This window comes from Ruminococcus sp. 1001713B170207_170306_F1 (assembly GCF_015668065.1).
Classification (GTDB): domain Bacteria; phylum Bacillota; class Clostridia; order Lachnospirales; family Lachnospiraceae; genus Blautia_A; species Blautia_A faecis.
The window spans coordinates 23,621-36,732 of the sequence record NZ_JADPEX010000003.1 but is presented as its reverse complement, the minus strand read 5'-3'; the positions used below and the strand labels follow the sequence as shown (position 1 = coordinate 36,732).

The 13,112-nt window shown below is 39.6% G+C and carries 19 protein-coding genes; all 19 read right to left on the bottom strand.

The features are described from left to right. Positions 1-77 precede the first annotated feature (77 nt). The 19 genes from I4V84_RS03365 to I4V84_RS03270 all read right to left on the bottom strand — a co-directional run bounded on the left by I4V84_RS03365 (position 78) and on the right by I4V84_RS03270 (position 13,031). Positions 78-308: an acyl carrier protein gene (locus I4V84_RS03365; protein ID WP_118577685.1), complete on the bottom strand. Its 231-nt coding sequence runs from the start codon at positions 306-308 to the stop codon at positions 78-80. A 248-nt stretch (positions 309-556) separates the two neighbouring features. Beyond that, on the bottom strand, positions 557-1,945 hold the full coding sequence (locus I4V84_RS03360) for a condensation domain-containing protein (protein WP_195991229.1): 1,389 nt from the start codon (positions 1,943-1,945) through the stop codon (positions 557-559). 396 nt (positions 1,946-2,341) lie between these two features. After that, the gene (locus I4V84_RS03355; RefSeq protein ID WP_173718649.1) at positions 2,342-3,313 is read right to left on the bottom strand and encodes an alpha/beta fold hydrolase; all 972 of its coding nucleotides are present in this window, start codon (positions 3,311-3,313) and stop codon (positions 2,342-2,344) included. A gap of 144 nt (positions 3,314-3,457) precedes the next feature. Continuing rightward, positions 3,458-4,411: a Fe-S-containing protein gene (locus I4V84_RS03350; RefSeq protein ID WP_173718650.1), complete on the bottom strand. Its 954-nt coding sequence runs from the start codon at positions 4,409-4,411 to the stop codon at positions 3,458-3,460. Positions 4,412-4,440: 29 nt separating this feature from the next. Beyond that, complete coding sequence (locus I4V84_RS03345) at positions 4,441-5,577, bottom strand: Fic family protein (RefSeq protein ID WP_173718651.1); 1,137 nt, start codon at positions 5,575-5,577, stop codon at positions 4,441-4,443. A 490-nt stretch (positions 5,578-6,067) separates the two neighbouring features. Continuing rightward, positions 6,068-6,241: a hypothetical protein gene (locus I4V84_RS03340; protein WP_226814914.1), complete on the bottom strand. Its 174-nt coding sequence runs from the start codon at positions 6,239-6,241 to the stop codon at positions 6,068-6,070. Further along, positions 6,228-6,569: a nucleotidyltransferase domain-containing protein gene (locus tag I4V84_RS03335; RefSeq protein WP_195991228.1), complete on the bottom strand. Its 342-nt coding sequence runs from the start codon at positions 6,567-6,569 to the stop codon at positions 6,228-6,230. Before I4V84_RS03335 ends, I4V84_RS03340 begins: the two co-directional genes overlap by 14 nt. Before the next feature lie 357 nt (positions 6,570-6,926). Further along, on the bottom strand, positions 6,927-7,121 hold the full coding sequence (locus I4V84_RS03330) for a hypothetical protein (protein ID WP_118577689.1): 195 nt from the start codon (positions 7,119-7,121) through the stop codon (positions 6,927-6,929). A gap of 101 nt (positions 7,122-7,222) precedes the next feature. Beyond that, complete coding sequence (locus I4V84_RS03325; RefSeq protein ID WP_334286001.1) at positions 7,223-8,044, bottom strand: site-specific integrase; 822 nt, start codon at positions 8,042-8,044, stop codon at positions 7,223-7,225. Between the two features lie 264 nt (positions 8,045-8,308). Then, a complete protein-coding gene (locus I4V84_RS03315; RefSeq protein WP_202017096.1) occupies positions 8,309-8,503 on the bottom strand; it encodes a zinc-ribbon domain-containing protein in 195 nt (64 codons plus the stop codon). A 144-nt stretch (positions 8,504-8,647) separates the two neighbouring features. Continuing rightward, positions 8,648-9,250 carry a Type 1 glutamine amidotransferase-like domain-containing protein gene (locus I4V84_RS03310; protein ID WP_195991227.1) on the bottom strand — a complete coding sequence of 201 codons (603 nt, stop codon included), beginning with the start codon at positions 9,248-9,250 and terminating at the stop codon, positions 8,648-8,650. Between the two features lie 212 nt (positions 9,251-9,462). Beyond that, positions 9,463-9,942 carry a methionine--tRNA ligase subunit beta gene (locus tag I4V84_RS03305; RefSeq protein ID WP_243284005.1) on the bottom strand — a complete coding sequence of 160 codons (480 nt, stop codon included), beginning with the start codon at positions 9,940-9,942 and terminating at the stop codon, positions 9,463-9,465. A gap of 163 nt (positions 9,943-10,105) precedes the next feature. Continuing rightward, positions 10,106-11,347 carry a tyrosine-type recombinase/integrase gene (locus I4V84_RS03300; protein ID WP_144167544.1) on the bottom strand — a complete coding sequence of 414 codons (1,242 nt, stop codon included), beginning with the start codon at positions 11,345-11,347 and terminating at the stop codon, positions 10,106-10,108. A 33-nt stretch (positions 11,348-11,380) separates the two neighbouring features. Further along, positions 11,381-11,554, bottom strand: a complete 174-nt coding sequence (locus I4V84_RS03295) for a hypothetical protein (RefSeq protein WP_243284004.1) — start codon at positions 11,552-11,554, stop codon at positions 11,381-11,383. A gap of 115 nt (positions 11,555-11,669) precedes the next feature. Then, positions 11,670-11,864: a DUF6462 family protein gene (locus tag I4V84_RS03290; RefSeq protein ID WP_117639540.1), complete on the bottom strand. Its 195-nt coding sequence runs from the start codon at positions 11,862-11,864 to the stop codon at positions 11,670-11,672. A gap of 26 nt (positions 11,865-11,890) precedes the next feature. Continuing rightward, positions 11,891-12,091: a hypothetical protein gene (locus I4V84_RS03285; protein WP_195991226.1), complete on the bottom strand. Its 201-nt coding sequence runs from the start codon at positions 12,089-12,091 to the stop codon at positions 11,891-11,893. Between the two features lie 35 nt (positions 12,092-12,126). Beyond that, positions 12,127-12,609 (bottom strand): PcfB family protein, encoded by a 483-nt coding sequence (locus I4V84_RS03280; protein WP_334286006.1) that lies wholly within the window; start codon positions 12,607-12,609, stop codon positions 12,127-12,129. A gap of 16 nt (positions 12,610-12,625) precedes the next feature. Then, positions 12,626-12,910, bottom strand: a complete 285-nt coding sequence (locus I4V84_RS03275) for a hypothetical protein (RefSeq protein ID WP_158422086.1) — start codon at positions 12,908-12,910, stop codon at positions 12,626-12,628. Beyond that, positions 12,891-13,031 carry a hypothetical protein gene (locus tag I4V84_RS03270; protein WP_173770139.1) on the bottom strand — a complete coding sequence of 47 codons (141 nt, stop codon included), beginning with the start codon at positions 13,029-13,031 and terminating at the stop codon, positions 12,891-12,893. Before I4V84_RS03270 ends, I4V84_RS03275 begins: the two co-directional genes overlap by 20 nt. Between the last annotated feature and the right edge of the window lie 81 nt (positions 13,032-13,112).

The following is a 13,112-nucleotide window of genomic DNA, read 5'->3' as shown; positions in this document are numbered from 1 at the left end:
TTTTCCTCCTTCACTGTTCAGTGAACTGACACTCTGTTAAGTCTTACTGTTCACTCCGGGAACAGTAACATTAAGTCCTACTGAAGCTCCTCAAGAAGCTTGAGTGCCTCCTCAAGAGTTGTAATTTTTGTCACTTCGTTTTCATCCAGTTCAATATCAAAGGTATCCTCGAGCTCACCCAGAAAAGACATAAAATCCAGGGAAGTAAATCCCAGATCTTCACGGAATCTCATCTCACCTGTCATCTCTTCCGGTTTCACTTTACTGTACTGTGCTACGATATTTTTAAATTCTATTTCCTGACTCATTCCATTTCCTCCTGATTTTTGATTTCGTAACTGTTCAGTACCCTCACAGTTACGAGTCAAAATGCATTCCAAATCACCTTCGGTGATGGCATTTTGCCTTGTATGGCTCGGGATTTTGGCAAAAAACATGCCAAAACGCCTCGCGGGATACTACCTTCTGAATAGTTACTTGATTTCTATAAAAACAATGCCGACAAGTTCTCTTTAACCGTTCTTACTCCTTCAAGCTTTTTGGAACCTGTTACGCTTTATACCTGTTCCATAATCTCTCCAATGCTCATATCCGGCTCTGTAATTCCTTTAAAAAGAATACGCATCATATAATAATACAACAATTCCATGTCATGCTCCTCCAGATGCGCAGTCTGATAATGATAGGAAAAGTTCATTCCCCCATCCTCGGTATGAGATACGGTCAGATACATTTTCTTGGTTGCAGCGCCGTTTGCAAACCATTTGGCATGCTGGCGGATAGTTCCAAGCATTTCATTCTCCACCCTCACCGGCATTGGCTGATAGGTCAGATAGCAGCTTTCATAGCTGGTATGCTCCGGTATATGATATCTTTTTCTCATCTCATCCACAATAAATGCCGGGTCATAATTGCTGTGCATATAAATTCGATTCTGCATATTCTGGATTTCATAAGCTGCCGAAAGAAAATCTGTCTCTGGTGAGATCACTGTTCTGCATGGAAACATAATGGTTCGGCTTCCTCCGGAAGTCCATTCGTCATGGGTAGAACGTCTGGATATAAAATTCTGAATTGTAATATCTTCCTGTCCATTATTTACTTTTGACAAATAAGTACGGATACCAAGCAGAAGCAAATTTGTCATAGAGAGCTGATGATTCATACAGAAATCCATCAGGTTCTGTGTCGCATACGGTTCCAGATGATAATCCTTTACTGCAACAAACAGCTCGTTCATCTCAATGTCAGAAGCACGAAGCTTCGGATTTCCATGGCGCTTTCTTGCTTCCTCCAATACGGATGGTCCCTGAATATCAGAATATAACGGCTCACCCAGTGCATCCAGCTGGTCATCCCAGAATTTTTTATCTTTTGCAAAACGCTTTTCATTGCCCGCCTTTGCCAGGTCTTTTTTCAGAACCGTTTCAAAATCTACCAGTTCCTGAGGACAGGCTGTTCCATATCTGTAATGCGTATATAATTGGAACAAATCTTCGATCATAACTACAAGTCCACAGGAATCGATCAGTCTGTGATCCATATGTAAAAAGAAACCATTGTATCCTTCTGGAAGCTTCAGCATGGTAAATTCACACATCGGAATATTATTTCCGTCAAATGTTTCATATGCCCACTGCTGCATCAGCTCATCTGCCTTTGCCAGACTTTCCATTCCTGACAGATCCTTCAGCTCAATATCACGCGGGTCCTGTTTTTCGATATACTGTTTTACATTTCCCTCTTTATCCGGCTTTGTAAAACGGACTCTGGTACAACCGGAACGCTCTGTTTCCATCTGAATACATTTTTTTAATAATCCAAAATCCAGTTCTGCCTGTACAGAAGCCACAACGCTTACGCCAGATACCTGCTGTGTACCATAATCCAGTATCCAGTTGTGATGCATTTTCTGAGCTGCTGTCAAAGGATAATAATTTCTCATATAATAGATAACCTCCATTGTCCCGGTTTTCCTCTTTATCCGGAACAGAAAACATTGTATGTATGCTTCAGGTGAAAAAATATCATACCTTCTCAGGAAATACCAGTACCCTGAAGACTTAATGAACACTTTATAAAAAATTGACCGGGACTTATCATACATTTAACATAGTACATCGAATATTAAGTAACTGCCATATTGACTTGTCTGATTTTTCATCTGCTGCGTTGTCGTCAGTCGCCGTAGCCACCGCTACGCCTCCTTCCTCCGCCTTGCATATGAAGAAATCATCCTACGTCAATATGGCAGAAACTTAATTTTCGATGTACTAGCAGTTCAAAGGTATATTTCCTGCTATATACTATGTCTGATAAATCCCGGTCAGGATTTTTTCATTTAATCGTATTTTTCAAAAAATTCCATCATCTTATGCTGATACAGTTCCGGATCTGCATAGGCACTGCACAGATGCCGAGCTCCTGGTATGATCACCAGTTCCTTCTCTGCCCTGCAGAGCATATAATTCTGAAAAGAGTTATTGGGATATACATAGGTGTCCTTCTCTCCATGGAAAAAGAGAACCGGTCTTTTATTTTTTTTCATGGCTTCTGTAGTGTCTGCATCTTTCATATGAAATCCAGCCAGAAGAGAACAGAACCAGTCCAGTTCCATCAGAAGCAACGGAATATGATGCAGATGGAACCAGTTAGCGGCCATATCACGCATCTGCCGTTCCATAGACTGAAAACCACAGTCCGCAATCAGGCCTTTCACCTCCGGTGGAAGTGTATGTCCTGATGCCATCAGCACAGAAGCTGCACCCATGGACTGTCCGTACAGGTAAATCGGAAGCTTCTCTTTGTTTCGTTCAGCCATATATACTGCCCATTGCTGCACATCCCATTGTTCCTTTGCTCCAAAAGTAATATAGTTTCCCTCGCTGTCACCGCAGCAGCGATGCTCTATAAACAGGACATCACACTGATGCTCATGCAGATATTTCGCCATAAACGACAACGTGCCAAACCGGCTGCCACGATATCCATGACTTAATATGACGATCCGCTTCGCAGCTTCTGCAGGAAGATATAATGCATGCAGTTTTAATCCGTCAATACTTTTGATATAACAGTCCTGCATATTCTGTTCAAAGCACCATGCCTTACTCTCATTATATTCTCTGGCATAACCATTCTGTGGATGATTTTCCCTGATATGAGACAGTTCAAACCATTTCTTTCTTTCCTTTTTCTGCTCTCCTCTTTTGCAGCGGACCACCATGTTAAAAAAGCGCCATCCCATCTCCAGTGATCCCAGAAAAACAGCCGCCAGTATTGCGAACGGCTTAATAAATTTTTTCTTCGTCATGATTTCCTCCACAGTTCACATTTTGAATAAGAATCCTGCCCGTAAAACTTCAGTTATATCAGATAGCTTTAAGGTCTTTCACCATAGACTCAGGTGGCAGATAAGGTATCCACTTTTCAAGCTGATAGCTCTCCGATGAAGATACTATTTTACCGGACCATCCCACGATGCAAATTGATCTGCATATGTATCCAGATCTGCCACACTTACCGTCAGTTTTCCGTCTGTATTCTTATAATCTATATACATAGGATTGCACCCGCCAGTAGTTTCACCTACACTGTCTGTCGTGAATACATTTCCACAATTCTGGCATACCAGTCTTCCGTTCTGTTCCTTAAAATACGCCCTTGGCGATGGATTGCATACCTGACATGTATTAAGTGATAAGCGCGGAGTTCCATCCGAGCCTTTTACAGCAATAAGCTGGATATTGGTTCCATTGGAATCGTAATTGATATACATTGGATTCGAAGTCAATGTATCTGCATTAATTGAAATTTCACCATTCTCTACGGCAGGAGTTTCATATACCACTGTTTCCTCTTTCTCCGCATCTGATTCCGTATTTTCAGCTTCTGACGTATCCAGACTTCCAAAACCAAGCATCAGAGGAACCGTTCCCAGACTGAACATCAGCATCGCAGCCGCACCTGAGACAGGATTTCCCGATCCAAGTGCTATAATCTGCATGGACTGCATGGGGCCACACGGCATCAGCCCATTCAACAGTCCGACAAAAAACGGTCTGTTCTCTCTTCTTCTTTTCTTGTTTATTTTATCAGTCAGCCTTTGTGGAAATCTGATTTGGAACTTTCTTAATAATGTAATCCAGCCCAACATGTTTATTCCCATGATCACCATGAACAAACCCGCTATTATTTTCAATATCCCCTGCAGAAGCAGTGGAATTCCCATTCCGCCGCCTCCTGTTAACAGCATTCCCATTCCGCCCAGCAAAAAACCGATTACCGAATATGAAATCACACGTCCCGTATTATATAACAAGGATGGAAAGATTATCTTATTTTTCGGAGTTTTCCCATTGTCATCGTCTGCCACAGGAATGCACTGCGACAGATTAATCCCTCCACACATCGCTATACAATGAACAGATGTAAGAAGCCCTACTTCTTGAATTTATATCTTCCTTTTCCGTGACCGGATACCGGTTCAATAATGTCTGCCTTTACCAAATTGGAAAGAAGTTTTGAAGCACCTGAACCTTTTAGCTCAAGAAGCTCCATAACTGCACTTCTTCCAAACACCTCATCAAAACCAAATCTTTCAAAAAGTCTATGAATATGAATCGTCGTTTTTACTGAGAAATCACTACCTTTTCCGGAAAGCACACTTTCAATATCCACTTTTTTGTCTTGAATGTCCACTTTTTCATTCTCAATATCCACTTTCGAATCCCCAATGTCCACTTTTTCTTCGTTCAAAAGTCCACTTATATGAAGATTTCTATTATGAAGCTCATTTTTCTCGTTCAAAAGAAGATTTCTGAGAAATACTTCCAGATACTCTGTTGTTTCGTGAATACCTTTTTGCAGGTTCGTATAATTTGCACGGACAAGTGCATTTCTAAAATACCACGCATTTTCCGCAAAAATATCATTGGTTGCAGAAAAGCCCAGTGTCCTTAAATATTTGATAAAGAACACTGCCGTTGTTCTCGTATTGCCTTCTCCGAAGATATGGATTTGCCATAACCTTGAAACAAACACCGCAAGATGATGGATAATCTCGTCCATTGAAAGTCCTTTATAACTAAAATCTTTCTCCTGCGAAAAATCATATTCCAGTGTGGCTCTCAGTTCTGAAGCACTACCGTACATTACAGTTGCTCCATCAAGCACCCATTCTTTCTTTGTGATGTTGTAATCTCGAATCTTTCCGGCGTGTTTATAAATACCCCGAAAGAGTTTGCGGTGGATAGAGATATACTCATTTGGAGAAAATGAGAACGCTGTTTCAGAAAGAATTTCAGCAATACGGGACGAAACCTTATCAGCTTCTTCGGTACGCTCATCATCGGACAAATGCACAGGTCTTTCCTCATAGTAACTATCAATAAGGCTCTGTACTTCTTTCATTGTGATTTTGCCTTCAATATTCTGAATGGCAGTATCAATCAAATATTTAGATGGTTTGAGTCCGTCCACTGCCTGAAGTCCGATTGCCGTACTCCAAGCATATCCCTTATGAGCTTTATCCGGTTCAGACTCCCTCAAATATTCCTTAAACGGGTCTTTTTCCATATCCACTACCTCGCTTCATAGTCTTATAATTCAATCTAATTTGTGCAGACTGTCTGCGCAAATTCAAATCTGCACTATTCGCTTTTCTGCATATCCTCATCAGCTTTTGCAATCATCTGTCTGTACTGTTCTTTCACACTTTCCGGTGCAAGTACCTGTACCTTGCCATTAATCCCCCAAGGGATACTGTTTCATTCTTATTTGATATTATACTATGAATAATCTATTTTTTTCAAGATATGAGGATTCGTTCGCAACTTCTATTCGTCAAGGTGTTACTGTTCACTCCGTTCACAGTAACGCGCTTCGCGATGCACAGAAATCATGCATTCGCATGATTTCGCGCCGCAATTCTCGGGTTTTCTGTGAACTTTGTTCACAAAAAACGCCTCGCGGAACGTTACCAGTGAACAGTAACGTCAAGGTGTCACTTTTTGATAACACCTGATACTACATTTTTGAGGATAAGAAAAAGAGATGCCGAAGCACCTCAATTATGAATTGCAGACACAGCATGATAGATTCCGTAATATGCACGATTATTGGCACCACGAAACTCTTTCGCACCTAGAAGGATCTCTGCGGCTTTAATGTCACTTTGTGCCGTTTCAATTCTATACAGAACCAGATCCTTCTGTGTTCCTTTTTCATTAGGCTGCTTCAAATAGCTTTACCCCCTCTTTTTCCACGTTTGCATAAAATGGGTACGCATCAACCCAATTTTGAAAATGCTGTTGACTTTTAGCTATGGGCTTTATATCAAGATCGTGATCCATATTAAAATCAAAGGTTTCACCAGATAATTCATGCCGATACTGTTTTATATCCATATCAGATAAATCCAGAAGAACCATAATATCTATATCTGAATCATCCCTGTAATCACCTCTTGCATAAGAACCATACAAAATCACCTTTTTTAAATGCTTTCCATATATTTTCTGCAAAATTTCTGTGTACTGGTCCAATAAATTTCGTGTTGTTATCGGCATAGTCCCACCTCCTGCTGCTCATTACCAGTTTCAATGCCTCTCACGGCACCTTCTGTTCAAATATAGTAGATATCTTACTTTATTATAAGCGTACCACACTCGGTTATGCAATAAGTATTTTTCTCCAAATTTAGACAAACATCTCCCACTTAATAAGGAATAAAAGCAGCCACCCTATTATTTATAGAATAGCTGCTCAGTTAAAATTCCATATTCAGTTTTATTCTACAAATCTGACAGTGAAATTCGGTCGTATGCACCATTTTCTTATCTTCTGAGTGTGGCTCCAAACCGATAATTGTAATATCTTTCTGATCTGGACCGTAAACCCAGTACATTCTCATTGCGCCACTGGTTTTATTTTCCAGATATGATTGCCACACTTTCATTCCTGTACCTGCTTTCTAATTCTGCAAAAAACTCTTTGTAATCTCTTCCTTTTCCTTTTTCAATATCATGGTAACTGTCCATTACCATCTTACGGACATCCTTCTGGTTCTCTTCCATTGCATCTATAAAATCTGATTTTCTCACTGTTGCTGTTGCTCCCATCGACAATTCCTCCTTTCAAATTATCCAATGTTTCATTCACTTGTTATAGTCTATAGCTCCATAGCTTATCTTTTGTTCCCTTTACATTTACTATAATCTTACTACCACTGCTTATGCAATAAGATTTTTTCGACAACGCCAGAAGAGAATCTCGCATCCTTTTCCTGTCTGTTTTTCCATTCCTGCTTCTTTTCTTTCAGTTTTTTCTGGAAATCATCAAACTCTGCCTGTTTTAATTCTTTTGTTACTGTCGTATATATATCAAGTGTCACATCACTTCTGCTATGACCACACAGGTTCTGTATCACTTTAATATCTACTCCTACTTCTACCAAGCGTGTTGTAAACGTATGTCTGAGTGAGTGGCAGGAGAAGTTTGGAAGTAACACGGGATTATTTTTTTCTTTCAGGAGCTGTTTGTCATTACAGTCTCTTATAATACGCCGTAAAGCCCTATTTAGGGTTCCCTGGTTCTGCACATTACCAAAGCGGTTTACAAAAATAAAGTTGTGGTACCCGTCAATAGTTACTTTGGACTGTATTCCTGCCAGCTCCTGCATTTTTTTCTCTAACAGGAACGCATTCTTTACTTCCTCCGTCATAGGGATCTGACGCACTCCAGCTTTGGTCTTCGGAGAATGAATATCGAAATAACAGCCGTTCTCATCCCGATGTTTATAATAAACCAGCGTATGGTTCACGTCTATTATTCCAGACTTTAAGTCGATATCATTCCAACGTAACCCGGTAATTTCACCTACACGCATTCCAGTTCCCAGCATAACTGTAAAAATAGGAAGCCAATGATAATACTGTGAGTTCTCTTTGGACAAAAATTCCATAAACAGCTCCTGCTCTGGTAATGTCAAAGCGCGTCTATGTGAATCCTCATAATGATGAGAACTTTTTAATTCTTTCAGCAAATTATCTGAAATATTTCTTCTTATGTAATTGTCTTCAACAGCAAGCTGCAGAATCTGATGTATCACTGTATGAATATTATCTATTGTCGCAATCTTTAGGCCCCTTGCATTACTCTGGAGAGGGTTACGTACAAGAAAGCTGATTACTAAAGGCCTATGGATTTTTATAGATGAGTTCCAGAATCTTTCTTTGAAAGAGGATTCCGTTCTGTTAGAAATGCTGTGTGAAGCAAGAAAGTATCATGTGAATATTGTGCTGGCTACTCAGTCAATCGCTGGATACAGAAACGATATCAAAGCAGCACTGGATAAAACGGCAGTCCATTCGTGACCGCAAGCACCTTTCCACCATACTTTCTTATTCGAGCCGAAAGTTATACTGTCCGGTGTCAGTGGTAAATTCTTTTCTGACCACTCTGCAATCAATTCTGGATGTACTGCCGCTAAGCTGTTACTCATATCAAAACCTCCACTTCCTCTGTGATTAAAGTATATGAGGTTTCGGCTTTTTCTTGTAGTTTGCGAATATCCGTAAAATAGAAAAAGCCCTTTGAGAAAAGATTTCTCCTCTCTCAAAGGGCTTGATAAATGGGAATTTTCAAATTAGTCTTTGCAAATAACCTTTGAACCTTCACCATCAATTACAATTCCCTGACGGTTGTTAATCGGGCATAGATTCAAATCCGAAAACTCAGTCTTTATTTTCTCGGTAACTTTCTTAAATGGTGCTGTAAGATAATGCGGAAGAACATAGAAATCAATCAAATCAAGCCCTGCATCATCTTCTTGTGAGTAGTCCTCTGGCTTTTCATCCATTTGCTCGATATATTGGATGCTTGGAGCGCATATAATTGCGCCTGCCGACTCGCCGATCATCAATTTTCCATTTGCCAATTCCTTTTTCAGTAGCCCATCAGTTCCCGTTTTACGGAGCTGGTCCATAAGAAAGAAAGAATTTCCGCCGGTAAAATATATCACATCTGCTTCTTCAAAAACAGACTGTATCGTTGAATAAGCCTCCGTTGAAATATCAATTTCAGTTACGATTGCTCCCAACTTTTTGAATAATTTTCGAGCCGAGCCGACATAACCGGTGTAGCCTTCACGCAGTGAAGCTGTTGGAATAAATGCGACTTTCTTATTTTCAATTTCTTCCTTTATCAGACTTCCCACACTTGAAAAGTGCGAACATAAAAATAGTTTCATCAATATTCTCCTTTATAAATACCAATTTATCTTTTTCTTTCTGAAAATGGGCAATTCCGCAATGGAACTGCCCATATATCTTTAAAATATGCGATTTTTAAGGCTCTGCACCGTTTCAAGCACCATTTGGTGTAAATTTGGTGTATTTGTGTATTTTCAGAGCTTTTTCACAAATGAAGTACATCCCGTTTTGTAAGGTAAAACGGTACTTCTTAATAGAGCTTTGCACCTGCCGGAATATGGTCATCTACCATAAGGAGATGAAGCTTCTCTTCGCCTTCTTCTTCGTGTACTGCACTGAGAAGCATACCACAAGAGTCAATGCCCATCATTGCTCTTGGAGGAAGATTTGTGATTGCGATAAGTGTCTTACCAACAAGTTCTTCCGGCTCGTAATATGCGTGAATACCGCTTAAAATGGTTCTATCTGTGCCTGTTCCGTCATCAAGAGTGAACTGAAGGAGTTTCTTTGACTTCGGTACAGCAACGCATTCTTTAACCTTAACTGCTCTGAAATCTGACTTTGAGAATGTATCAAAATCAACATCTTCTTCAAACAAAGGCTCAACCTTTACCTTAGAAAAATCAATTTTTTCCGGCTCTGAATTTGGTGTAGAAACCTCTTTAGAACTTACACCATTTTCGGATTTTACACCACCGAGGGTCTTCATTGTCGGGATTTCTAACTGCATACATCTTATACAATTTAATTCCCTTTATTAAAACACTTTACAGCCTTTCATCATTTATTCTCTAAACCTTTAGAACTGATTAAGGCTCTTTAATTTGTCGTACTCTTGTCGTACTATACAAATTTTGTCGTACCTCCTCAGCAAAACTAAATCAGACTCTTTCCTAAAATACATCTAATTTTTTTGCTAATTCCTGCATCGACTCATGCTTTTTTGTTTCTGTAACTTCTGCATAAATGTCCATCGTAGTTTCAATATTTGCATGTCCCATGATAGACTGAATTACCTTTAAATTTGTCTCATTTTCACAAAACCTCGAACAAAAAGTATGTCTCAAATGATGACATGAAAAATGCGGTATAAGAATCGGCTCTCTCTTTTCTTTGGCAGCTTTTAGCACCTCTTCTACATTATATGCTTCGTATATACGCTTAATTGCTCTATTGATAGCCTGTGGATTATGTACATTTCCAAAACGATTAGAAAAAACAAATCCAGACATTCCATCAATTTCTGTTTCATTGAACCCGTTTTCTTCTTGAAATGCATACTCTCTTTTAAGAGCTTCATAAACTGTATCAAGCATAGGAATCATTCTTATGCCCGCCTCTGTTTTAGGTAATGATACGGCAAATGAACAAATACCATGTCCCTTATATTCCCTGCTATAATAAACCAAACTATGATTGATACTAATTATCCGCTTCTCAAAATCAATGTCATCCCACCGGATTCCAATCGCCTCACCTATTCTGCAGCCAGTGCCAAGTAAAAACTTGAATAATGTCACCCAGCTTTCAAACCTTTCATTATTCTCTATGTATCTTATGAAAGCTCTCTGTTGCTCCAAGGTTAGTGCATGTCTCACACCATGATTTCGCCCCGGTAGCTTTTTTACTTGTGCCATTACCCCATCACTCGGATTAGTTCTGATAATATTATCCCTTACTGCTAACTGAAAGGTTGGATGTAACACCGTATGAATAGTCTCTAGCGTATTCACTTGCATTTTCTTATCTTTCAATAAGTATTGATAAAATTGTAGGACATCTGAAAACTTAATCACAGCAATCTTCTTTTTGCCAAACCCATCTTTCACGAAACGATCATACATATATTTATAATTCGTTCTTGTTGTTTCTCTCAATTCTGATTTTGTAGAAATATATCTATCAAAAACAAAATTAACTGTTGCACTGCCTGCAACATAGGTGTCCAGACCGTCTAGCTGATCTTTAACTAACTGTTCTTCACGTTCTCTTAATGTCTTAATATCTTTTGAATAAATGCTGCGTCTTCTGCCTAATGTATCCATATATGTATACACATACTTTCCATCGCATTTACGTTGTGTTTCGCCTTTTCTTAATACCCTCCCTTTTCTATCCTTCCTTGAATATGCCATTTTTCTCCTTTCTCAAGGAAAGAATTTTCACACTTAGCTTCTTTGGGAATCTTCCATTGCATACTGCAAATCAATTCCTTTTTGTAGCACTTCTGTTACGGTCATGTCATGTTTGGACGCATATTCTCTAAGTTTTGTGGCTTCTTCCTCTGTCAGTTTCAATCCAATCAACGTATTTTTCGGATTCGCTGACTTTGGTCTTCCCATTTTAGCCACATCGTACACCTCCATCCATTTCTCCTTTATTATACTTTTGGTTTAACCGTAAGTCAAGTGTATTTTCCTTTTCTCTGAAAATCTTTCCTTATCAAAAATAATTCTTTTACTGCACCCGGAATGTTTCAAGATATTGATCAAAAATATCTAAGTCAACCAATACCATTCTGTCTATCTTCAAGATGGCTCCCGCATCCTTTGCTAATGTCTGAAATTTATTCATTCCCATACTGTACATTTCTGCACCCTCTTTATATCTGACTAACCTTTTCTTTTCCACTTTTTTTGTTGCTCTTTGCATATTCTTTTATTCCTTTTCTCTCTATATTAATATAAAAATTCTGCAGGCGGCTGTCGGGAAACAGCCTCATTGGAATCACACCATCTTTTCAGACCGGGCAGCCATGCCAGCTTATCTGCCAGGTAAAAAACAATTACATAGGGAATATTCATCATAAGCAGACGTTTCTTATCCACCGCAGGCATCTGTCCGGCAATGTCCTGTCCTATTTTTTTCAAAACTGTCATAACTTCTGACTCCGGCTTCTTTTTATGCTTCCTGCTCAATGTTCCTGCCCCCGATTCTTCTGTTTCATCTTTTCCCTCTGCCTGTGCTTTGCCACACGTTCCATTGCCAAATACAGTTTCTTCCGGACAGATACTTTTTTGCTTTTCTTTAACTGCCATCCGGTATATTCCTTAAAAGCGGCAGTTATGGAATCCACTTCTTTCGCCTTAAAAAAGACATAATATTTCGGAGGTTCTGCCGACCTGTCTTTCTTCAGGCAGTAGTCTATATCATATTTTCTGGCATATTTTTCAAAAGACCGGATATTCCCATCTGTAACCTCAATATTAGAAAGCTCCTGATTGTGTGCTTTCAGTTTTTCCATGCTCTGTTTCCCATGATATACGGTTTCTTTTTTCTGCCCCTTTCCAGAAATTTTTTGCCGCTTTTGGGACTGTTCCATCTCCCTGAGCAGCTTCTGCAGCGATGCTTTTAAAATCTGTGCAGAAATTTTCCCTCCCCGTATACACAAAGACACCACCTTTTCATTTACTTCATCCTGCAAGACAATCACCTTCCTTCTCCCTGACTGCTTTCTTCTGTTTTATTTCCAGCAGAATCTTCTGCAGGCAGTACCCGATGCAAGGAGAATATCTTCCATAAGGGCATCCCTCACAGCACCAAGTCTCCTCTTTCTCTTCAAAAGGTTCCTCCGGCAAAAGCCGATAATAGCATTCTTCTTTGGAACATCCATTCTTCCGGCTATTCCAAAAATAACAGTAAGAGCAGTCCTTTGGCTTATCCTCTGCATATTTCTGATTATCCGCTTTCTTCTGCATCCTGTTTTGCTCTCCTGTCCAATTCTTCCAATCTCCTGTCCTCCTCTGCCCCTACACGAATACAGCAATATAGGCTAACTGCTATGACCACTGCAGCTCCGCCGATAATAATTCCAATCATCTCCATACACCTCTTTCGTCCATCAACAAAAAAACAGGGTGTTTCCAAAATGACCAGCACTTCGGAAACACCCAATATTTC